At 73.4% G+C, this 21,556-nt stretch carries 13 protein-coding genes; 6 read left to right on the top strand and 7 right to left on the bottom strand.

Annotated elements, in window-relative coordinates:
- Positions 1-261 precede the first annotated feature (261 nt).
- On the top strand, positions 262-1,173 hold the full coding sequence (locus PUR56_RS33025) for a phosphatase PAP2 family protein (protein ID WP_380363346.1): 912 nt from the start codon (positions 262-264) through the stop codon (positions 1,171-1,173).
- A 103-nt stretch (positions 1,174-1,276) separates the two neighbouring features.
- Here PUR56_RS33025 and PUR56_RS33020 read toward each other — a convergent pair whose 3' ends face one another.
- Positions 1,277-4,306: a bifunctional [glutamine synthetase] adenylyltransferase/[glutamine synthetase]-adenylyl-L-tyrosine phosphorylase gene (locus PUR56_RS33020; RefSeq protein WP_329951645.1), complete on the bottom strand. Its 3,030-nt coding sequence runs from the start codon at positions 4,304-4,306 to the stop codon at positions 1,277-1,279.
- A 448-nt stretch (positions 4,307-4,754) separates the two neighbouring features.
- On the opposite strand from PUR56_RS33020, the gene PUR56_RS33015 reads away from it, so the two are divergent.
- Positions 4,755-5,924, top strand: coding sequence for an acyltransferase family protein (locus tag PUR56_RS33015; protein WP_329951644.1), 1,170 nt, complete (start codon positions 4,755-4,757; stop codon positions 5,922-5,924).
- Here PUR56_RS33015 and PUR56_RS33010 read toward each other — a convergent pair.
- Positions 5,891-7,102 (bottom strand): hypothetical protein, encoded by a 1,212-nt coding sequence (locus tag PUR56_RS33010; RefSeq protein ID WP_329951643.1) that lies wholly within the window; start codon positions 7,100-7,102, stop codon positions 5,891-5,893. The two genes, PUR56_RS33015 and PUR56_RS33010, sit on opposite strands and share 34 nt — an antisense overlap.
- Positions 7,103-7,268: 166 nt before the next feature.
- A complete protein-coding gene (locus tag PUR56_RS33005; protein WP_329878801.1) occupies positions 7,269-8,630 on the bottom strand; it encodes a glutamine synthetase family protein in 1,362 nt (453 codons plus the stop codon).
- Positions 8,631-8,782: 152 nt separating this feature from the next.
- Between PUR56_RS33005 and PUR56_RS33000 the strand changes: the two genes are divergently transcribed.
- Positions 8,783-10,540 (top strand): NAD+ synthase, encoded by a 1,758-nt coding sequence (locus PUR56_RS33000; protein ID WP_329951642.1) that lies wholly within the window; start codon positions 8,783-8,785, stop codon positions 10,538-10,540.
- A gap of 46 nt (positions 10,541-10,586) precedes the next feature.
- Here PUR56_RS33000 and PUR56_RS32995 read toward each other — a convergent pair whose 3' ends face one another.
- From PUR56_RS32995 to PUR56_RS32985, 3 genes are all read right to left on the bottom strand, one after another.
- Positions 10,587-11,636: an endonuclease/exonuclease/phosphatase family protein gene (locus tag PUR56_RS32995; RefSeq protein WP_329951641.1), complete on the bottom strand. Its 1,050-nt coding sequence runs from the start codon at positions 11,634-11,636 to the stop codon at positions 10,587-10,589.
- Between the two features lie 264 nt (positions 11,637-11,900).
- Entirely contained in the window at positions 11,901-12,542 is a 642-nt protein-coding gene (locus PUR56_RS32990) for a TetR/AcrR family transcriptional regulator (RefSeq protein ID WP_329878806.1), read from the bottom strand.
- Positions 12,543-12,786: 244 nt separating this feature from the next.
- Positions 12,787-14,445, bottom strand: coding sequence for an MFS transporter (locus PUR56_RS32985; RefSeq protein ID WP_329951640.1), 1,659 nt, complete (start codon positions 14,443-14,445; stop codon positions 12,787-12,789).
- Positions 14,446-14,753: 308 nt separating this feature from the next.
- Here PUR56_RS32985 and panB point away from each other — a divergent pair, with 308 nt between their 5' ends.
- The 3 genes from panB to PUR56_RS32970 all read left to right on the top strand — a co-directional run bounded on the left by panB (position 14,754) and on the right by PUR56_RS32970 (position 17,696).
- A complete protein-coding gene (gene panB / locus PUR56_RS32980; protein WP_329878810.1) occupies positions 14,754-15,623 on the top strand; it encodes a 3-methyl-2-oxobutanoate hydroxymethyltransferase in 870 nt (289 codons plus the stop codon).
- Between the two features lie 232 nt (positions 15,624-15,855).
- A complete protein-coding gene (locus tag PUR56_RS32975; RefSeq protein WP_329951639.1) occupies positions 15,856-16,887 on the top strand; it encodes an ATP-binding cassette domain-containing protein in 1,032 nt (343 codons plus the stop codon).
- Positions 16,884-17,696: an ABC transporter permease gene (locus tag PUR56_RS32970; protein ID WP_329878813.1), complete on the top strand. Its 813-nt coding sequence runs from the start codon at positions 16,884-16,886 to the stop codon at positions 17,694-17,696. Before PUR56_RS32975 ends, PUR56_RS32970 begins: the two co-directional genes overlap by 4 nt.
- A gap of 141 nt (positions 17,697-17,837) precedes the next feature.
- Here the strand turns inward: PUR56_RS32970 and PUR56_RS32965 are convergent, their stop codons facing one another.
- Complete coding sequence (locus PUR56_RS32965; RefSeq protein WP_329951638.1) at positions 17,838-21,305, bottom strand: AfsR/SARP family transcriptional regulator; 3,468 nt, start codon at positions 21,303-21,305, stop codon at positions 17,838-17,840.
- Positions 21,306-21,556 lie beyond the last annotated feature (251 nt).

Raw genomic sequence — 21,556 nt, 5'->3', positions numbered from 1 at the left:
ATATGTTTCAGCAAGATGCAGAAAGGGTTTCGGGCGGGGAAAATACGCCTGCCGCAGCGGCGCCCGACCCCCGATTGCGCCACCCGCGCCGCCCGGCGTGACAATGGGACGTATGCCCGTCCCGCCGGTTCGCACCAGATTCGCCCGTACACCCTGCCCCGGCGGGAGAAACCCCCTAGCCCTGAAGGGGGACAGCCGGTGAAGAATCCACTTCCGGAGGATGAGCAGACGGCTACGGGACGTCTGGCAGACTTCTCGTCCATGGGGGAACCGACCGAGATCCAGCAGAACGGCGGCCGCATGCCCGACGGAGCCACCCGCGCGGCCCAGACCCGTACGGCTGCGCTGCGCAGCCGCGTCCGCGAGCAGCGCCGCTCCCCGGCCCGGCCACGGATCTGGTTCGAGCTGGCGCTGATCGGCCTCAGCTACTGGATCTACTCCCTCGTGCGCAACGCCGTCCCCGAGCAGGAGTCGATCGCCCAGAAGCACGCGGGCTGGATCTGGGACTTCGAGCGCGCCCTCGGCGTCGCCGTCGAGCGCTCGGTGAACCACGCGGTGGACGGCGTCGGCTGGCTCATCACGGGGATGAACTACTACTACGCGACACTGCACTTCGTTGTGACCATCGGCGTGCTGGTGTGGCTCTACCGCCGGCAGCCGGGCCGCTACGGCGCGGCGCGCACGGTGCTGTTCATCACCACCGGCATCGCGCTGGTCGGCTTCTACTTCTTCCCGCTGGCGCCGCCCCGGCTGATGACCGACGGCGGCTTCATCGACACCGTGAAGACGCACGGCACCTGGGGCTCGATGGCCTCCGGACCGGCCACCCACGTCTCCAACCAGTACGCGGCGATGCCCTCGATGCACATCGGCTGGTCGCTCTGGTGCGGGCTGACCATCTTCTTCCTCGCCCGTGCGACCTGGGTCCGGGTGCTCGGCCTGCTCTATCCGGTGGCCACCCTGGTGGTGATCGTCGCCACCGCCAACCACTTCTGGATGGACGCGGTGGGCGGCGTCGTCTGCCTCGCGGTCGGCTTCGCCGCCGCCCGGCTGATCTACCACGCCTGGCCCTACCGGCTGCCCAGGGTGCCCGCCCGGGAGACGGCCGAGGAGAAACCGGTCACGGTCCCCGAGCAGTGGAGCGAGTCCTCGGTGACCGCCGGACGGCGCTGACCCCCCGACCTTCCGAAGGGCCCCGCGATCTTTCGCGGGGCCCTTCGCCGTCCGTCCGGGGCGACCCCTGAGGGTCGCCCGGGGTGCCGGGTCGGCCCGGGTCTCACCCGTAGAACAGCCGCTCCACCACCGCCCGGGCCCGCCGCGTGGTCCGCCGGTAGTCGTCCACCAGCTCCCCGCTGTGCCCGGCGCCGTACCCCAGGTAGCGGGCCACCCCCGCGAGTTCCCGGGCGTCCGCGGGGAACGAGTCCCCCGGCCGGCCGCGGACCAGCATCACCGCCGACCGCACCCGGGAGGCCAGCACCCAGGCCGCGTCCAGCACCTCCGCGTCCGCCTCCTCGACCAGCCCCGCCTCCACCGCCGCCGCCAGCGCCGCCCTGGTCCGGGTGGTGCGCAGCGCCGGAAGCCCGTGCCCGTGCCGGAGCTGGAGCAGCTGGACGGTCCACTCCACGTCGGCCAGCCCGCCCCGGCCGATCTTGGTGTGGGTGGTCGGGTCGGCGCCGCGCGGCAGCCGCTCGGCCTCGATCCGGGCCTTGATCCGGCGGATCTCCACCAGGTCCCGCTCCGCCACCCCCGCGCCCGGGTAGCGCATCGGGTCGATCAGCTGCCGGAACCGCTCCCCCAGCGCCTCGTCCCCGGCCACCGGCTCGGCCCGCAGCAGCGCCTGGCTCTCCCAGACGTGCGACCAGCGCCGGTAATACGCCGTGTACGAGGCGAGGGTGCGCACCAGCGGACCCTGGCGCCCCTCCGGACGCAGGTCGGCGTCGACCTCCAGCGGCGGCTCGGTGGACGGCGCGGCCAGCAGCGAGCGCAGCTCGTTGCAGACCGCCTGGGCGGCCCGGGCCGCGTCCTCCTCCAGTGATCCGAGCAGCGGCTCGTGGACGAAGAGCACGTCGGCGTCGGAGCCGTAGCCGAGCTCGCGTCCGCCGAAGCGGCCCATCGCGATCACCGCGATCCTGGTCGGCAGCGCCCCGTTCCGGGCCTCCCAGCCGGCGACGCAGGCCCGCAGCGCGCCCTGCAGGGTGGCGGCGTTGAGCACGGTGAGCGCCTCCCCGGCGGCGTCCAGCGCCTCGGCCGGATCGTCACCGAGCCGCCCGAGGACGTCGGCGGCGGCGGTCCGGAACAGCTCCCGGCGGCGCACCGCGCGGACGGCGGCCACCGCCGCGGCGGTCGAGTCGGCCCGGCCCACGGCGGCCAGCACCTCCTGCTCCAGCGCGGCCCGCCCGCGCGGCACCAGCCCCTGCGGGTCGCCGAGCATGGCCACCGCCTCGGGGGCCCGTAGCAGCAGGTCGGGGGCGAGCCGGCCGGCCGACAGGACCCGGGCCAGCTGCTCGGCGGCGGCGCTCTCGTCCCGCAGCAGCCGCAGGTACCACGGCGTCCGGCCGAGCGCGTCGGAGACCTGCCGGAAGTTGAGCAGCCCGGCGTCCGGGTCCGCGGAGTCGGCGAACCAGCCGAGCAGCACCGGCAGCAGGGTCCGCTGGATGGCGGCCTTGCGGCTCACCCCGGAGGCGAGCGCCGAGAGGTGCCGCAGGGCGGCGGCCGGGTCGGCGTAACCGAGTGCCTCCAGCCGGGCCCGGGCCGCGTCCGGGGTGAGGCCGGCCGCGCCGACCGGCAGTTCGGCGACGGCGTCCAGCAGCGGCCGGTAGAACAGCTTCTCGTGCAGCCGCCGCACCTCGACGGCGTGCCGCTTCCAGTCCCGCTGGAGGGCCGCGACCGGATCGGCCCGGGTGTCGCCGTTGATCAGCGGCGCGAGCGAGCGGGCCAGCCGGCGCAGGTCCTCCTCACCGGTGGGCATCAGGTGGGTGCGGCGCAGCCGGTGCAGCTGGATCCGGTGCTCCAGCGAGCGCAGGAACCGGTAGGCGGCGTCCAGCGAGGCGGCGTCGGCCCGGCCCACGTACCCGCCCCGGGAGAGCGCGGCCAGCGCCTCCAGGGTGTTGCCGCTGCGCAGGGCCGGGTCGGTGCGGCCGTGCACCAGCTGGAGCAGCTGGACGGAGAACTCGACGTCGCGCAGGCCGCCCGGGCCGAGCTTGAGCTGGCGGTCCAGCTCGGGTGCGGGGATGGACTCGATCACCCGGCGGCGCATCTGCTGCACGTCGGTGACGAAGTTCTCCCGGGCGGCGGCCTGCCAGACCAGCGGGGCCAGCGCCGCCACGTACGCCTCGCCGAGTTCGGTGTCCCCGGCCACCGGGCGGGCCTTCAGCAGTGCCTGGAACTCCCAGGTCTTGGCCCAGCGCTGGTAGTACGCGAGGTGGCTGGCCAGGGTGCGGACCAGCGGTCCGTTGCGGCCCTCGGGGCGGAGGTTGGCGTCGACCGGCCAGATCGTGCCCTCACCGGTGGTGTCGGCGCAGAGCCGGGTCAGCGCGGCGGCGAGTCGGGTGGCGGCCTTGAGCGCCTCGTGCTCGTCGGCGCCCTCGCACGGCTCTGCGACGTAGATGACGTCCACGTCGGAGACGTAGTTGAGTTCGCGCCCGCCGCACTTGCCCATGCCGATGACGGCCAGGCGGCAGACCGCGGCGGCGTCCGGGTCCTGTTCGGCGGCGATGTCGAGGGCCGTCTGCAGGGTGGCGCCGGCCAGGTCGGCGAGCTCGGCGGCGGTCTGGGCGAGGTCGGTGGTGCCGGTGAGGTCGCGGGCGGCGATGGCCAGCAGGCAGCGGCGGTAGGCGATCCGCAGCGCGTCGGCCCGGCTGCGGGCGCCCGCGTCGTTCTCCCAGACGCCCTGGTGGAGCGCGCGGCGGAAGTCCTCCGGCCCGGGGTGCATGTCGCGGAGCTCGAAGGTGACCAGGATGTGCCAGTCGTGCGGGTGCCGGGCCAGGTGGTCGGCGAGCGCGGTGGACTCGCCGAGCACGCCGAGCAGCCGGTCCCGCAGCGGCTTCGAGGTGGTCAGGGTGTCGCGCAGGGTGTGGCGGTCGGTCGCGTCGGCGGCCTCCAGCAGTCGGGCCAGGCCGAGCAGGGCGAGGTCCGGGTCGGCGGTGGCGCCGAGCGCGTCCAGCAGCACCGGGTCCCCGGCGAGCCCGTCCAGCGCGGGTTCGGCGAGCAGCCGCAGCGCCCGCTCGGGGTCGGTGAACCCGCGCCGCACCAGCCTGACCTCCGGCCGGCTGACCCGGCTCCCGGCCCGCTGTTCCTCCACCGCCATCGCCCCTCCGGCTTTCCGGCCCTCCCGGCCACAGGGCGGGCCCGCCACAGCAGCGTACGCGGCCGGGCCCGCCGGGGCGCGCCCCGGCGCCACCGGTTCCGGCCGCCGGCGCCGCTTTCCGGCTGCTGCTCGGCGTCTCGCCGGACGTGTGCGGGCCCGGGCCGGGGGGCTCCGGGTCTCCTGCGTCCGACGGACGCTCGGCGGGGTGGAGGCCGCCTTCGCGAACGGCACGGTCCGGTTCGACCGGAGCACCGGTCTGCTGCGCCGAGCCCGGGGCGGGTTCGGGGCGCGTGTCCCGGACCCGCCCCGGATCGTTGGAACCGGAGTCGAGCCGTTCCCGCACCCGGCCCGCCCTCGTCCCCGTCCGTTCCCGTCCGTTCCCGTCCGTTCCTGCGTGTTCCTCCCGTCCTCCTCCTCCCCACCTCCTCCCCGCCCCTCCGGAGCCCCGATGCCCGCCCGCCTGCCCTCGCTCACCGGGCTCCGGTTCTGGGCCGCGCTGCTGGTCGTCGTCTACCACCTGGCCCGCAAGGTCGGCGAGGTGCCCGTCCTCGGCCCTCTCGGCTGGTACGGCCGGAGCGGGGTGACCTTCTTCTTCGTCCTCTCCGGCTTCGTCCTCGCCTGGACGTACGACGGCGTGCCGACCGCCCCGGGCCGCTTCGCCCGCCGCCGGTTCGCCCGGATCTGGCCGCTGCACGCGCTCACCACCGCGCTCTCGCTCGGTGCCGGCGCCGCCCTCGGCGCCGTCCTGCCGCTCGCGGCGGTCCTCTGGTCGCTGCCGCTCCTGCACACCTGGGCCCCCGGGACGGTGTTCGGCGGCAACCCGGCCGCCTGGTCGCTGGGCGCCGAGGCCTGGTTCTACCTGCTCTTCCCCTTCCTCCTGCGGGCCCTGGCCGGGCGCCGCCGGCTCTGGACGCCGCTCGCCGCGCTCTGCGCGGCGGCCGGCCCGGCGCTGTGGCTGGCCGGTCCGCTGCTGCCGGCCGACCCGGCCGTCCGCGGCTGGCTGCTCGACTACCTGCCGCTGACCCGCACCCCGCAGTTCGTACTCGGCGTGGTCGCCGGGCTGGCCGTCCGGCACGGGCTGCTCCCCCGCGTCCCGCTCGCCCCGGCCGCGGCGGCGGTGGCCGGCTGGCACCTGCTGCTGGTGCCGTGGCACACGGCCGCGCCGGACTCCGTCTGGTGGGGCCCGTACAGCGCCGCACAGCTCTTCCCGGCCCCGCTGTTCGCCGTCCTGCTGACGGCCGCCGCGCAGCGGGACATCGGGCCGGCCGGCGGGCCGCGGCTGCTGGCCGGGCGGACGGCGGTCCGGCTCGGCGAGTGGTCGTACGCCTGGTACCTGGTGCACGAGATCGGCATCCGCTGCTGGCTGCACGCGGCCGGCCGGCCCGCGCCCGGGGCCGTGGCGGCGACGGCGGCCGTCTGGCTGCTGCTGGCCGGTGTCTCGCTCCTGGCCGCCGGTGCGCTGTACCACGGGGTCGAGCGCCCCTGCGAGCGCCTGCTGCGCGGCACGCCCCGGCACGGCGGAGCGCCGCTGCCGCGCCACCCGGTGCGGGTGGTGCGGCAGCGGCGCTCGCCGGTGACGCGGGATCAGCCCTCCGCGGAGCCGTCCAGGTTCACGTAGGCGTAGAAGACGCCCAGGTCGTAGCCGTCCTTGTCGGTGTCGAACTTGATGGAGATGTCGGTGTCCCCGTTGCGCAGGTAGGGCGAGATGTCCCACCGGTTGGAGTCGTAGCCGAAGTTGTTGCGGTTGTACGGGTTCCGGGCGAACTGGTCGGCCGGGGCCAGCTCCTCGATGGTGGAGTTGAACGAGTCGTCGACCGGGTGGTTCACGTCCTGGAAGGGTGTCAGCGGACCGTTGGTGGACTTCATGGCGAGGGTGTCGCCGGTCCACTTCAGGTCACCGTCGTAGACCACGAAGCCGAGCTTGCCCGCGACCGGACCGGTGGCCGGGGTCCGCAGCCCGCCGAGTGTGAACTCGCGCGGCGGGCTGTCCGGCAGCTCGACCTGGAAGCCGTCCCACAGGTGGACGTGGCGCAGCGGCTTGCACGGGTTCTCGTACGCGACCACGATCGTCCAGCCTCCCCAGCTGTGCGGCTTGACCACGGAGTCCATGTTGGCCGCGGTGTAGGTGCCGTTGCCGTGCTGCTTGACCAGGTCCGTGATGTCGGCGGAGGCCTGGTAGCTGCTCTCCTCGGTGGTGGTGATGTAGCCGATGGACGGCTGGTCGTTCTCGATGTTCCGGTACTGGCTCTCGCCCGGGAACTTCAGGTAGATCTCGTCGATCTGGCTCTCCGGCAGCACCGTGTCGCCGATGCCCCGGGTGCCGCCCCAGTACAGCCGGGCGTACTTGACCTGGGAGCCTTCGAGCAGGCCGAGGTCGGCGGAGCTGGCCGAGTAGATGGGGTCGCCCAGCGGGCCGACCGAACCGGGATCGATGTTGATGTACTTCATCTGGTAGTTGTTGTTGATCGGGCGGCTGCCCGCCCCGGTGCGGGCGTCCGCGCAGGCGGGCTGCGCCGGGTCGACCGGAGGCTGGCTCTCGTCACAGGTCATCAGCGAGTTGCTGATGCGGGTGACCGACCCGTGGAAGTCTCCCTGGAACCGGGTGGTGAAGGGCAGCGGGTTCGAGGCGATGGTGTCGGCGCGCAGCTCCGGGCCCTTCGGGCCCGACCCGCGGGCGTCGGCGACCGGGCCGGACAGCAACTGTCCCGCGACGGCGGCGACGGCGACCCCCGCGATCCCGATCCGGCGGGCGATCAGACGGGAGGCGGCGGCGCGGCTGACGATGGAGGAGGGCATGCGGTCCTCTTCAGGTGGGAGGGGTTGATCACGCTTATCGGATCACAACCCACCGTCACACTCTCCTCACATTCCGCCATCGGGGTTCGCACCCACCCGAACGGCGGGCCCGCCGTCATCCATTCGAACGACAGCGGGCCCGGGGGTCCTTGACTCGGCGTCAGCCTCAGAGCACCTGGAGGTTCTTCCGCAGCTCGAAGGGGGTGACCTCGGAGCGGTACTCCTCCCACTCCTGGCGCTTGTTGCGGAGGAAGAAGTCGAACACGTGCTCGCCCAGGGTCTCGGCGACGAGCTCGCTGCGCTGCATGAGGTCGATGGCCTCGCCGAGGTTCTGCGGCATCGGCTGGATGCCGAGGGCCCGGCGCTCGGCGTCGGTGAGCGCCCAGACGTCGTCGTCGGCGCCGGGCGGGAGCTCGTAGCCCTCCTCGATGCCCTTGAGGCCCGCGGCCAGGGTGACCGCGTAGGCGAGGTACGGGTTGCAGCCGGTGTCCAGCGAACGGACCTCGACCCGGGTGGAGCCCTGCTTGCCCGGCTTGTACATCGGGACGCGGATCAGCGCGGAGCGGTTGTTGTGCCCCCAGCAGATGTACGAGGGGGCCTCGCCGCCGGCGCCGGCGGTGCGCTGCGAGCCGCCCCAGATCCGCTTGTAGGAGTTCACCCACTGGTTGGTGACGGCGGCCGTCTCGGCGGCGTGCCGCAGCAGGCCGGCGATGAAGGAGCGGCCGACCTTGGAGAGCTGGTACTCCGCACCGGACTCGTGGAAGGCGTTGCGGTCGCCCTCGAACAGCGAGAGGTGGGTGTGCATGCCCGAGCCCGGGTGGTCGGAGAAGGGCTTCGGCATGAAGCTGGCGTGCACGCCCTGCTCCAGCGCGACCTCCTTCATCACCAGACGGAAGGTCATGATGTTGTCGGCGGTGGAGAGTGCGTCGGCGTACCGCAGGTCGATCTCCTGCTGGCCGGGCGCGCCCTCGTGGTGCGAGAACTCGACCGAGATGCCCATCGACTCCAGCATGGTGATCGCCTGGCGGCGGAAGTCGTGGCCCACCCCGCGCGGGGTGTGGTCGAAGTAGCCCGACTGGTCGGCGGGGATCGGCGCGGTGCCGTCGCCGGGCAGGTTCTTCAGCAGGAAGAACTCGATCTCGGGGTGCGTGTAGAAGGTGAAGCCCTGGGCGGAGGCCTTCTCCAGGGTCCGCTTCAGCACGAACCGCGGGTCGGCGAAGGAGGGCGAGCCGTCCGGCATCAGGATGTCGCAGAACATCCGGGCCGTGCCGGGCGTCTCCGAGCGCCACGGCAGGATCTGGAAGGTGGTCGGGTCCGGCTTGGCGATCATGTCCGACTCGTAGACCCGGGCGAATCCCTCGATCGCCGAGCCGTCGAACCCGATGCCCTCCTCGAACGCCTGCTCCAGTTCGGCCGGCGCCACCGCGACCGACTTCAGGAACCCCAGCACGTCGGTGAACCACAGCCGGACGAACCGGATGTCACGCTCTTCGAGCGTCCGAAGCACGAACTCCTGCTGCTTGCCCATGGGGACAGTCTCACCTCTGCTCTTTACGTTCGTGTTACGCCCGGAAACCACCCCGACAGCGACTGACCCCCATCATGGCGGATCGCCGCGGCCGAAGGCAGCGGCAACCCCGGCCGAGACATTGCGTCAGATCGACGATTACACTCGGGGGCATGCCCAATCTCCGTCTCGCCCTCTGCCAGACCGACCCGTGGGTCGGTGACATCGCACGCAACAGCGATGAGGTGGTGCACTGGACCAAGCAGGCCGTCGAGGCCGGTGCCCAGCTGGTCGCGTTCCCCGAGATGGCCCTCACCGGATACCCCGTCGAGGACCTCGCCCTGCGCCGTTCGTTCGTGGAGGCGTCCCGGTCCGGACTGGTCGAACTGGCCGAACGGCTCGCCGGCGAGGGGCTCGGCGAGGTGCCGGTGCTGGTGGGGTACCTCGGGCGGTCCGAGCAGGCCTCGCCCCGGTTCGGCCGGCCGGCGGGGTCGCCGCAGAACTGCGCGGCGGTGCTGTTCCACGGCGAGGTGGTCACCCGCTTCGCCAAGCACCACCTGCCGAACTACGGCGTGTTCGACGAGTTCCGCTGGTTCGTCCCCGGCGACCAGCTGCCGGTGCTGCGCCTGCACGGCGTGGACGTCGCGCTCGCGATCTGCGAGGACATCTGGCAGGACGGCGGCCGGGTGACCGCGGCCCGCGAGGCCGAGGCCGGTCTGCTGCTGGTGATCAACGGCTCGCCGTACGAGCGGAACAAGGACGACGTCCGGCTGGAGCTGGTGCGGCGCCGGGCCGCCGAGGCGGGCTGCGCGCTCGCGTACGTGAACATGGTCGGCGGCCAGGACGAGCTGGTCTTCGACGGCGACTCGATCGTGGTCGGCACGGACGGCGACGTGCTGGCCCGTTCGCCGCAGTTCGAGGAGCACCTGCTGGTCCTGGACCTCGACCTGCCGGCCGCCAGCAGCGACCACACCGACGGGCTGCTGCTCGCCGACGGCCTGCACCTGGTCCGCACCGAGCTGGCCGGGACGGCCGGGACGGCCGGCGCCGCGCCGGCGCCCCGGGCCGAGGTCGCGCCGCGGCTGAGCGACGAGGCCGAGATCTGGGCGGCGCTGGTCGCCGGTACCGGGGCGTACGTGCGCAAGAACGGCTTCCGCTCGGTGCTGATCGGTCTCTCCGGCGGCATCGACTCGGCGCTGGTGGCGGCCCTCGCGGTGGACGCGATCGGCGCGGAGAACGTGTACTGCGTCTCGATGCCGAGCCGCTACTCGTCGCAGCACTCCCGTGACGACGCGGCCGAGCTGGCCCGCCGCACCGGCCTGAACTTCCGGACGGTCTCGATCGCCCCGATGTTCGACGCCTACCTGGCGGCCACCGACCTGACCGGTCTGGCCGAGGAGAACCTGCAGTCCCGGCTGCGCGGCACCCTGCTGATGGCGATCTCCAACCAGGAGGGGCACATCGTGCTCGCGCCCGGCAACAAGAGCGAGCTCGCGGTCGGCTACTCCACGCTCTACGGCGACTCGGTGGGCGCGTACGGCCCGATCAAGGACGTCTACAAGTCGCTGATCTTCCGGCTGGCGCACTGGCGCAACGAGGAGGCCGAACGGCGCGGGGAGGTGCCTCCGATCCCGGAGAACACCATCAGCAAGCCGCCGTCCGCCGAGCTGCGGCCGGACCAGAAGGACACCGACTCGCTGCCCGACTACGACCTGCTGGACACCGTGCTCGGCCTCTACGTGGAGGGCGACCAGGGCCGGGACGCGATCGTGGCGGCGGGCTTCGACCCAGCGGTGGTCGACCGGGTGGTCCGGCTGGTCGACACCGCCGAGTACAAGCGGCGGCAGTACCCGCCGGGCCCGAAGATCTCGGTCAAGGGCTTCGGCCGGGACCGCCGCCTCCCGATCACCAACCGGTGGCGGCGCGGCTGACCGGGAGCGGCACGGCGGGACCGGGTCACCGGTACCGGTAGGTGGCCTACCGGTACCGGTAGGTGGCGGCCACCGCGAGGTGGTCGCTGCCGTCCCGGTCCAGGGTGCGGGAGTCGGTCGGCTTCAGGCCGCCCTTGCTCATGATCTGGTCGATCCTGGCCATCGGGAGGGCCGCCGGCCAGCTGAAGCCGAACCCGTCGCCGGCGGCGCCCTGGGCCGAGCGCATCTGCGAGGTGATCGGGGCCAGGCTGCGGTCGTTCATGGTGCCGTTGAGGTCCCCGAGCAGCAGGACCTTCTTCAGGGGGTCGGCCTGGATGGCGTCGCCGAGGGCCTGGGCGCTGGCGTCCCGCTGGTTGACGGTGAAGCCGCCCTCGGCCCTGAGCCGGACCGACGGCAGGTGCGCGACGTACACCCCGACCGGGCCCTGCGGGGTGGTGACCTGCGCGCGGAACGCCCTGGTCCAGCCCATCTTGATGTCGACCACCGCGACCTCCCCGATCGGGTACTTCGACCAGAGGCCGACGGTGCCCTCGACCGCGTGGTACGGGTAGGTGTCGGCGAGCTCGTTCTCGAAGGTGCGCCGCGCCTTCGACTCCAGCTCCTGCAGCGCGACGATCTGCGCGCCGGACTCCTCCAGCAGCCGTACGGTGCTCGGCAGGTCGGTGTTCCCGGCGGCCACGTTGTGGCTGAGGACCGTCCAGTCGCCGGCTCCGCCGCTCTTGTCGGTGAGCAGGCCGCCGAACAGGTTGACCCAGATCGCCACCGGCAGCAGCAGGGCGATCAGTGCGGTGGCCGAGCGCCGCAGCAGGGCGGGGACGAGCAGCACCGGCACGGCCAGGCCGAGCCAGGGCAGGAAGGTCTCCAGCAGGCTGCCCAGGTTGCCGACGCTGTTCGGCACCTCGGCGTGGAACGCCAGCAGCGCCGCGGTCAGCAGGGCCAGGGCGGCGACCACCAGGCCGCGTCGCCAGGTACGGCTCCCCCGGGCGTCCCGGCCCCAGCCGCGCAGGGCGAGGAAGCCGGGCGCCGGGCGCCGGGCGGACCCTTGGTCACCGGCCTCCGCCGCCGCCATGAGATCCGTCCTGTCCGCCTGCGCCATACCGTGGCTCCCGTCTTTCACGCCGTCTGTCCGGTCCGATGTCCGCCGCCGCCGAGCGGCGGGCGACGTGCCGGACTGGTGCCGGTTTGGTCGGATTCCCGGCTCAGCCTATGCCGGGACAGACGTCCGGCCGATGGACCGGGGTTCCGGCGCGGCCGGGTTTGGTGAGCCATGCCACGTCGACCCGGGCGGACCGGCGACGCGGGCCGGTGACCGGACCGACGGCGGCCGGGTCACGGCCCGCCCCGGCCCCGCCGGGGTGGTTCAGGAACCCCCGGCGCGGAACGCCGGGCCGCCGAGTCCCTCCAGGACGGCGTCGACCATCCGGACCGCCAGCTCCGGGTCCTCCAGGTCGGAGTCGTCCCAGAGGATGCTGCGGGCGAGGATCGGCCCGAGCAGCATGTCGCCGAGCAGCTCCTCGTCGAGGTCGGACCGGAGCAGACCGTCCGCGACTCCCCGGCGGACCACCTGCCGGGCCAGCTCCCGGCGCGGGCCGATCACCCGTTCGCGGTACGCGGTGTGCAGCTCGGGCCAGCTCTGCATCTGCCCGAGCGCGACCTTGAGCACCCAGCGGGAGCGCTTGGCCAGGCCCCGCATCCGCATGTACTCGACCATCGCGATCAGGTCGTCGCGCGCGGAGCCGCCGCTCGACTCGGGGACCGGCGCCTCCATCCGGTGGAGCATGTCGACCAGCAGGGCCTCCTTGTTGGGCCAGCGCCGGTAGATGGTGGCCTTGCCGACGCCGGCGGCGGTGGCGATGCCCTCGATGGTCAGCGCGGACAGGCTGGTGCCGGCCGCCATCAGCTCCTCGACCGCGGCGAAGATGGCCTGCTCGGCGGCCTCGCTGCGGGGTCGGCCGCGCCGCGGCCCGACGGAGGCCGGCTCGGCCGTGGGGTCCGTCTTCATCCCGCTCTTCTCCCTGGCTCCTCGCGGACACACGACGTCGCTCCACTCCCGGTTCTCCCGCCCACGACCGGGACGGGCCGAGACCCCGGTACGGACGGCGGCCCCGCCGCTCCGGACGTTCCGAAGCGGGCAGGGCCCCCATTCTCGCTCAGCGGTGCCGCAGGTCAGACGCCCGCCGTTACGGCCGGGCGCCCACCGGCACGGTCCGGAGCCCACCGGCACGGGCGGGCACCCGCCGGAACGGTCAGGCGTCCGCGACGGCGGACTTCCGGTCCGGGCCGCTCTGGCCGGGGAGCCGCTGCCCGCCGGCCGCCGCCGCGCCCGGACCGTCCTGCCCCGCCGGCCCGCCCGCCGGGCCGCCGGCCGGCACCCGGCCGGGGAGCAGGAACCAGGCCAGCAGGGCCCCGACGGCGAGGATCCCGGCCGAGAGCCCGGCCACCACGTGCATGGCGTGGATGAAGGAGTCGTTCGCCGGGCCGATCAGGTCCTGGCCCTTCTCCCCGAGCCTCCCGGCGACGGCCCGGGTGGCCTCCAGCGACTCGCCCGCCTTCTCCCGCAGCTCCTCGGTGGGCAGCTGCGCCAGCCGGTCGGACATGCCGTCGCGGTAGACGGCGGAGAGCACGGCGCCGAGCACCGCGACCCCGAGCGAACCGCCGACCTGGCGGAACGTGTTGTTGACCGCCGAGCCGGCACCGGCCTTCTCGCGCGGCAGCGAGCCCATGATCGCGACGGTGACCGGCGGCATGACGTGCGCCATGCCGGTGCCCATCAGCAGGCCGAGCACGACCAGCACCCAGATCGGGGTGGTGGCGCTCAGCAGCATGTAGCCGAGGAAGCCGGCCGTCATCAGGACCATGCCGCCGGCGCAGGTGGCGCGGACGCCGAACCGGTCGACCACCAGGCGGGCCCGCGGGGCGAACAGCAGCTGGGCGACCGCCAGCGGCAGCATCAGCAGGCCGGCCTGCAGCGCGGTGTACTCGCGCACGCTCTGGATGTAGAAGACGCCGAAGAACGAGACGCCCATCAGCCCGAAGAAGACCACGCCGATGACGACCACGGAGGCGCTGAAGACCCTGTTGCGGAACCAGCTGATGTCCAGCGCGGGACTCTCGGTGCGGCTCTCGAAGACCACGAAGGCGGCCAGCGCCACCACACCGAGCAGGACCGGTCCCCAGGCCTCGACGACCGTGAAGTCGGCCAGCTCGCCGCCCTTGATGATGCCGTAGATCAGCGCCACCAGGCCGATGATGGAGAGCAGCACGCCGATCGGGTCGAGCCGGCCCGGCTTCGGGTCCTTGGACTCGGGGACGAGCAGCACCATCGCGACGAGCGCGACGATCACCACCGGCACGTTGATCAGGAAGACCGAGCCCCACCAGAAGTGCTCGATCAGCAGGCCGCCGGTGATCGGGCCGATGGCTATGGCCAGGCCGACGGCGCCGGCCCAGATGCCGATCGCCTTGGGCTGCTCGGACCGCTCGAAGACGTTCATGATGATGGCGAGCGTGGCGGGCATCGCCAGCGCACCGCCGACACCCATCAGCGCGCGGTAGCCGATGAGTTCGGCCGGCGTGCTGGCCATCGCGGAGAGCAGCGAGGCGATCCCGAAGACCGCCATGCCGGCCAGCAGGGCCCGCTTCCGGCCGAAGCGGTCACCGAGCAGGCCGGAGGTGAACAGCAGCCCGGCGAAGACCAGGGTGTACGAGTTGATCGACCATTCGAGGTCGCTCTGGCTGGCGCCGATCCCGGTGGGCGCCGGCGACGCGATGGTCTTCATCGCGACGTTGAGGATCGAGTTGTCGAGCACGACGACGAGCAGGGCGAGCACGAGAGTGCCCAGGATCGCCCAGCGCCGGCGGTGGATGGCTTCCGACACGCGGGGTGGCGCGGCTGCGGTGGTCATTGGTTTTCCCGTCCGTGGTACGGCGTGACACTGGCGGGTATTTCCGAGCCGCTTACGTCTCGTAACCCCCTCGGTCAGCGTAGCGTCCTTTTCGATACGAGACGAATCCGTTTCGTAAAGACCGGGCAAAGCTCCGCACCCGGCACGCGCCCGTCACGCCCGGTCCGCCCCCGGGGGTCCGGTGTGTCCTGGATCGCACCGGACGGCTTGCGCGCCTCTTTGCGCCCGCGCCGGGGCGTGCAAGCATGGAGGGGATCCGGGGACGCCGCACGGCGCCACGAGACGACAACCTTTCAGGAGCCTGTTCGATGAACGCTTCTTCGCCTTCGCCTGCCCAGAACCAGGCGTCGACCGCCACCCTCTACGGTGGGGTCACCAATCGCCGCGTCACCGTCCGCGACCTCTCCGGCGCCAAGCAGCGCGGTGAGAAGTGGTCGATGCTGACCGCCTACGACGCCCTCACCGCGGGCGTCTTCGACGAGGCCGGCACCCCCGTTCTGCTGGTCGGCGACTCCGCCGGCAACTGCCACCTCGGCTACGAGACCACCGTGCCGGTGACCATGGACCAGATCGTCATGCTGGCCGCCGCCGTCGTCCGCGGCACCAAGCGGGCGATGATCGTCGCCGACCTGCCGTTCGGCTCGTACCAGGAGTCCCCGGCCCAGGCCATGCACAACGCGGTCCGGCTGATGAAGGAGGCCGGGGTCGGCGCGGTCAAGCTGGAGGGCGGCGAGCGCAGCGCCCGCGCGATCGAGCTGCTGGTCGAGGCCGGTATCCCGGTGATGGCGCACATCGGGCTCACCCCGCAGTCGGTGCACGCGCTCGGCGGATACCCGGTCCAGGGCCGCGGCGACGAGGCGGCGCACCAGCTGCTGCGCGACGCCAAGGCCGTGCAGCAGGCCGGCGCCTTCGCGGTGGTCCTGGAGGCGGTGCCCGCCGAGCTGGCCGCCCGGGTCACCGAGCAGCTCGCCGTCCCGACCGTCGGCATCGGCGCGGGTGCGGACACCGACGCGCAGGTCCTCGTCTGGACCGACATGGCCGGCATGACGGCGGGCCGGGTGCCCAAGTTCGTCAAGCAGTACGCCGACCTGCGGGCCGTCCTCGGCGAGGCCGCCCGCGAGTTCGCCGCGGACGTGCAGTCCGGTGCCTTCCCCGCCCCGGAGCACACCTTCCACTGACGCGAACCGCGCCCGGGGTCCCGTCGGCCGGCCGACGGGACCCCGGGCGCGGCGCATCCGCACGAGGGCACGCCGCACGAGGGCACACCGGCCGACGGCACACCGGCCGGGTCCGCGGCGCGGGTGCACCGCCGGCGGGATGACAGCAGGCCGACAGCGGCCGGCGGACTCCGCGGGGGGAGGGACCGGACGCTGACAGCGGGCTGACAGCGGGGCCGGACAACCTAGGGGCATGACACGAATCGCCACCGCCCCGAACGACCGGGGGCCCGCCGCGGGAAATGCCGTCGAGGTCCGCGGCATCGTCAAGCACTTCGGCGCCACCAAGGCGCTCGACGGTGTCGACCTCACCGTCCGCGAGGGAACCGTGCTCGGCGTGCTCGGCCCCAACGGCGCCGGCAAGACCACCCTGGTCCGCGTTCTCTCCACCCTGATCAAGCCCGACGCCGGCACCGCCTTCGTCGGCGGCTTCGACGTCCTGCGCCAGCCCAAGCAGCTGCGCCGCACGATCGGCCTCACCGGCCAGTACGCCTCCGTCGACGAGATGCTCTCCGGCTACGAGAACCTCTACCTGATCGGCCGGCTGCTCGACCTCTCCCGCAAGGACGCCAAGGCCCGCGCCGCCGAACTGCTGGAGCGGTTCTCGCTCACCGACGCCGCCAAGCGGGTCGCCAAGACGTACTCCGGCGGCATGCGCCGCCGCCTCGACCTGGCCGCCTCGATGATCGGCCGCCCCCGGGTGCTCTACTTGGACGAGCCCACCACCGGCCTGGACCCGCGGACCCGCAACGAGGTCTGGGACGAGGTGCAGCGGATGGTCTCCGAGGGCTCCACCGTGCTGCTCACCACCCAGTACATGGAGGAGGCCGAGCAGTTGGCCGACGAGCTGACCGTCATCGACCGCGGCCGCGTGATCGCGGCCGGCGGGGTGGCCGAGCTCAAGGCCCAGGTCGGCGGCCAGACCCTCCAGGTCCGCCCGACGCACCGCGCCGAGCTGCCCGAGATGGCCCGCTGCCTGCACGACAGCGGCATAGCCACCGCCACCTTCTCCACCGACACCGGCCTTCTCTCCGTGCCGATCACCGGCGAGGAGCAGCTCACCGCCGTGGTCGGGGTCCTCGGCACCCGCGGGTTCGCCATCGCCGGCATCGACACCAAGGTGCCCAGCCTCGACGAGGTCTTCCTCGCCATCACCGGCAAGCCCGCGGACCGTCCGGCCCGCGTGGACTCCGTCCCCAGCCTCGCCAAGGAGCCCGTCGCATGACCACCGCCACGCTCACGCCCTCCCGGGCGGAGGACACCCGGATCGGCCTCTCCGGCCACCTGCGGCACGTCGGCGCGCTGACCCGCCGCAACCTGATGCGGATCAAGGCCGACCCCGAGTCGATGTTCGACGCGGTGCTGATGCCGATCATCTTCACCGTGCTGTTCGTCTACGTCTTCGGCGGCGCCATCTCGGGCGGCCAGGACGCCTACAAGCAGTACATGATCCCCGGACTGCTCGGGCAGACCGGCATCACCCTGGCGATGGCGGTCGGCACCGGTCTGAACAGCGACTTCCAGACCGGGGTGATGGACCGGTTCCGCACCCTGCCGATCGGCCGCTCGTCCGTGCTGCTCTCCAAGATCGGCGCGGAGACCTGCCGGGCGCTCGTCTCCTTCACCATCCTGATCGGGTTCGCGCTGATCCTCGGGTTCGAGGTGAAGACCGGCCCGCTGGAGGTCCTGGCCGCGATCGGTCTGTCGCTGCTGTTCGGGATGTCCGTCGTCTGGATCTCGATGCTGCTCGGCATGGCGCTGAAGAGCGCCCAGGCCGTCCAGGGGGTTTCCATGCTGGTCCTGATGCCGCTCCAGTTCGGCAGCTCCATCTTCGCGCCGACCGACACCATGCCCGGCTGGCTGCAGTCCTTCACCAAGGTCAACCCGCTCTCCGCGCTGGCCGACGCCTGCCGCCACCTGCTGAACGGCGACGGGCCGGTGGCCCACCCGGTGCTCATCGTGCTGGCCTGGTCGGTCGGCATCACCGCGGTCTTCGCGCCGCTCGCCGTGGCCCGCTTCCGCAAGCGGACCTGAGCGGCGCACCCGATGCGGCCCGGGGACGTCCGGGGGGACCTCCCCGGGGCCGCGCCACAGGACAGGCCGGCCGGGCCGGGGGGACGGGACGGAACCCCCGGCGCGGTCGGCCGAACCGGCCGGTCCGGCCGGCCGGTCGGATCAGCCGGCCGGGCGGACCGGCCCGCCGGCTCCGTCGTCGGGCCAGAGGGCCAACCGGTCGAGCAGCTCTCCGCTCTCCGTCACCGACAGCCCGTGCCCCTCGGCGAAGGCCGCCTCGAACGCCTCGTCACCGAGCATCCCGCGCAGGCTCCGCTCGGCCCGCACCCGCTCGACCCGGTCCAGGTAGCCGCCCTTCGGCCCGCTCAGCCCGGCGTGCGCGCCGAGCAGCGTCGCCGCCCGGCGGGCCGGCTCGTGGTCCCCGTCGCGCTGGGCGAAGGCGTCCAGCACCCCGATCACGGGCGGCATCATCATCACCGACATCTGCTCGATGAAGCCGCTCGCGCGGTCCTGCACCGTACGGAGCAGCTGTCGCCCCTGGGAGACGAGGTCGATCCCCTGCTCCGGATCCCCGGCGAGCGCGGTGATCCAGCCACGGGTGACCGCCAGCATCCCGCCCATCACGTCCGGGGCGAACATGCCGAGCCTGCTCCAGTTCAGCTGGTCCAGCTCCGCGAGGGCCTCGTCGTAGGCGCCGCGATGGGTGGCGAGGCCGCAGAGCATCATCCGGCCGAACAGCAGGGCGCCGTTGGCCGCCTGGTTCTGGCCCGGCTCGACCCCGGCCAGCGTCGACCGGATCAGCCGCTCCCCCTCGGCCAGGTCCCTGCCCAGCATGGCGGAGCCCATGTGGACCCGGAGCATCGGCACCTCCTGCGGCGCACCCAGCTCCTCGGCCAGCTCGATCGCCCGCCGGTAGGCCTCGACGGCCTCCTCCGCGCGGCCCTCGTTGGCCAGCGACTCGCCGCGCGCGGCCAGCGCCTGGGACATCCCCCAGCGGTCGCCGGCCCGGCGGAACAGCTCCAGCGACTCCTCGCCGTCCCGGACGCTCTGCTCGGCGCCGTTCGGCCAGTCGTTCATCATCTTGGCCCGGATCTGCAGGATGAACGCCAGGTCGCCGGCCGCGCCGTACACCCGGCAGCCCTCGACCGCCTCGTCCAGCATCGTCTTCAGCCGGCCGAGCTCGCCGACCAGGAAGGCGCCGAAGACCCGCATCAGCCCGGGGAAGCGGTAGGACTGCGGGAGGTCCGGGGTGTAGACCTCGGTGATCCGGCGCGCGGAGGAGATCGCCACCGGATCGGCCAGCACGTCCAGGCTCCCCTCGAACAGGCTGGCCAGCCGGTAGATGACGACCGCCCGGCGGGCCTCCGCGACGGCCTTCTCGGGCATCGGCGGCGAGTACTCCAGCACCCGCAGCTCCAGCGGCACCGGTGCGGGGGCGTCCGGGGCGAACGGGTCCGGGCCGATCGCCAGCACCGCGTCGTACCAGCCCCGGGCCTCCAGGCTGAAGCCGCGCAGCGACCAGTACCAGCTCATGCCCAGGGCGAGGACCAGCGCCTCGCCCTCGTCCTGCCGGTCGACGGCCCGGCGCAGCGCGGCCCGGATGTTGTCGTGCTCCCGTTCCAGCACGGTCAGCCAGCTCAGCTGCTCCGGGCCGTGGATGCTCAGGTCGGCGATCCGGACCAGCTCGCGGAAGTGGGCGACGTGGCGGCGCTCGGTCGCCTCCGCCTCCCCCGCCTCGGCGAGCCGCTCGTCCGCGTACTCGTGGATGGTCTCCAGCATCCGGTAGCGCGGCGGGCCGTCCCCGCCGAGGTCGGCGACCAGCAGCGACTTGTCGACCAGCGAGAACAGCAGGTCGGCGAACTCCTCGCGGGGCACCTCGGTCTCGTCCGAGCAGACCTCCTCGGCGTCCTCCAGGGTCCAGCCGCCGGCGAACACCGCGAGCCGGCGCAGCACCGCGCGTTCGCGCTTGCCGAGCAGGTCCCAGCTCCAGTCGACGACCGCGCGCAGCGTCTGCTGGCGCGGCAGCAGGGTGCGGCTCCCGGCGGTGAGCAGCGCGAACCGGCCGTCCAGCCGGTCGGCGATCTGCCGGGCCGTCATCACCCGCAGCCTGGCGGCGGCCAGTTCGATGGCGAGGGGCAGGCCGTCCAGGCGCCGGCAGATCTCGGCGCAGGCCTCCGGGTCGCTCCGCGGGTCGAAGCCGGGGCGGGCGGCGGCGGCGCGTTCGGCCAGCAGCCGCAGCGCCACCGGGTCGGGCAGCGGCTCGACCGGCAGGACGGTCTCGCCGGGCACGCCGAGCGGCTCGCGGCTGGTGGCCAGCACGGTCAGGCCGGGGCACTCGGCGAGCAGGGTGTCGGCGAGGTCGGCGGCTGCCTGGATCAGGTGCTCGCAGTTGTCGAGGACGAGCAGCATCCGGCGGCGGCCGCAGTGCTCGACCAGCCGGCGCACCGGGTCGTCGCCGCGGTGCTCGATCACGTCGGCGACCATGCTGCCGGCGGTGTGCAGGACGGTCTCGCGCAGTCCGAGCGCCGAGACCACCGCGCCCGGTACCGCGTCCGGGCGTTCCAGCGGGGCGAGTTCGGCCAGCCAGACGCCGTCCGGCCAGTGTCCGACGCCCTGTTCGAGCCGGCCGGCCTCGATCGAGAGCCGGGTCTTGCCGGAGCCCCCGGGGCCGGTCAGGGTGACCAGCCGACTGGCCCCCAGCGCGGCCCGCAGGGCGGCGAGGTCGTTCTCCCGGCCGACGAAGCTGGTGAGCCGGCCGCGCAGGTTGCCGGCGCTGCGGACGGGCGGCGCCGGTTCGGCACCGGTCGCGGGGCCTGCCCCGGCGGCAGGGCCGGAGGCGGCGCCGGACACGGCGCCGGACACGGGAGTCGCGTCCGCTGCCCCGGCGGGCCCGCCGGCGGGTGATCTGACGGCCTCGGCAGGAGTCAGCAACTCGGCGTACAGGGACTGCAGTTGGCGGCCCGGGTCGACACCGAGCTCGTCCGCCAGCACGCGGCGGGTGTGGTCGTAGTGGCGCAGCGCCTCGGCCGTCCGGCCGCTCTCGTGCAGCGCCCGGACCATCAGGTACTGCACCGGCTCGTCCAACGGCTGCCGCTCGGTGAGCTCGGCGAGTTCGGCGACGAGCTCGGCGGCCCGGCCGAGGCCGAGGTCGGCGGTGATCCGGTGCCGGCGGGCCTCCTCGCGCTGAGCCTCCAGCCGGGTGGCCGGGCCGCTGCGGTCCGGCAGGTCGGCGAGGGCCGGGCCGCGCCAGAGCGCCAGAGCGGCCCGCAGCCGTTCGGCGGCCGAGACGTGGTCGCCCTGCTCCAGGGCGCCGCGGCCCTCACCGGCCAGCCGCTGGAACTCGGCGAGGTCGGTGTCCGGGTCGGTCAGCCAGTACCCGGCCGGGCCGGATCCGACCTGGTCGCGGCCGATGGTCCGGCGCAGCCGGCCCACCAGGGTCTGCAGCGCGGCCGAGGAGTCCTGCGGCGGCTCGGCGTCCCACACCTCGTCCACCAACAGGTCGGCCGGCACCGGCCGCCCCTGCCGCAGCGCGAGCGCCGCGAGGAGCGCGCGCAGCCGCGCACCGCCGAGTGGAACCGGGGTGCCGTCGTCGTGGTGGGCGGTGGTGGTGCCGAGGATGCCGTAGTGCACCGCACCATTCTGGTCGATCGGCGCCGCGCCCACGCACATTTGTCCGGGGCCGCCCGTCCCGCCCCTCCGCCCGCCCGCCTCCTCCGCCTTTCCCCCGCCTTCCCTCCACCTTGCGTCCCTGCGCGCGGAACCCGACGCGGGGCTCCGTTCGTTCACTCGGAACGGCTTGTCCGGCGGCGGGCCTGCCCGGCATGATCGACCCTTGCCCGCATTCCGGACCCGCGCACCCCGTCCCCAGACTCCCGGAGCTC

Source organism: Streptomyces sp. BE303 (assembly GCF_036290945.1).
In the GTDB taxonomy this organism is placed as follows: Bacteria; Actinomycetota; Actinomycetes; order Streptomycetales; family Streptomycetaceae; genus Kitasatospora.
The sequence above is the reverse complement of the archived record's forward strand: the minus strand, read 5'-3'. Positions and strand labels throughout refer to the sequence as shown.

Coding starts and splice junctions, on each gene's coding strand:
- PUR56_RS33025 (WP_380363346.1), top strand. CDS start 262: ATGGGGGAACCGACCGAGATCCAGCAGAACGGCGGCCGCATGCCCGAC.
- PUR56_RS33020 (WP_329951645.1), bottom strand. CDS start 4,306: ATGGCGGTGGAGGAACAGCGGGCCGGGAGCCGGGTCAGCCGGCCGGAG.
- PUR56_RS33015 (WP_329951644.1), top strand. CDS start 4,755: ATGCCCGCCCGCCTGCCCTCGCTCACCGGGCTCCGGTTCTGGGCCGCG.
- PUR56_RS33010 (WP_329951643.1), bottom strand. CDS start 7,102: ATGCCCTCCTCCATCGTCAGCCGCGCCGCCGCCTCCCGTCTGATCGCC.
- PUR56_RS33005 (WP_329878801.1), bottom strand. CDS start 8,630: ATGGGCAAGCAGCAGGAGTTCGTGCTTCGGACGCTCGAAGAGCGTGAC.
- PUR56_RS33000 (WP_329951642.1), top strand. CDS start 8,783: ATGCCCAATCTCCGTCTCGCCCTCTGCCAGACCGACCCGTGGGTCGGT.
- PUR56_RS32995 (WP_329951641.1), bottom strand. CDS start 11,636: ATGGCGCAGGCGGACAGGACGGATCTCATGGCGGCGGCGGAGGCCGGT.
- PUR56_RS32990 (WP_329878806.1), bottom strand. CDS start 12,542: ATGAAGACGGACCCCACGGCCGAGCCGGCCTCCGTCGGGCCGCGGCGC.
- PUR56_RS32985 (WP_329951640.1), bottom strand. CDS start 14,445: ATGACCACCGCAGCCGCGCCACCCCGCGTGTCGGAAGCCATCCACCGC.
- panB (WP_329878810.1), top strand. CDS start 14,754: ATGAACGCTTCTTCGCCTTCGCCTGCCCAGAACCAGGCGTCGACCGCC.
- PUR56_RS32975 (WP_329951639.1), top strand. CDS start 15,856: ATGACACGAATCGCCACCGCCCCGAACGACCGGGGGCCCGCCGCGGGA.
- PUR56_RS32970 (WP_329878813.1), top strand. CDS start 16,884: ATGACCACCGCCACGCTCACGCCCTCCCGGGCGGAGGACACCCGGATC.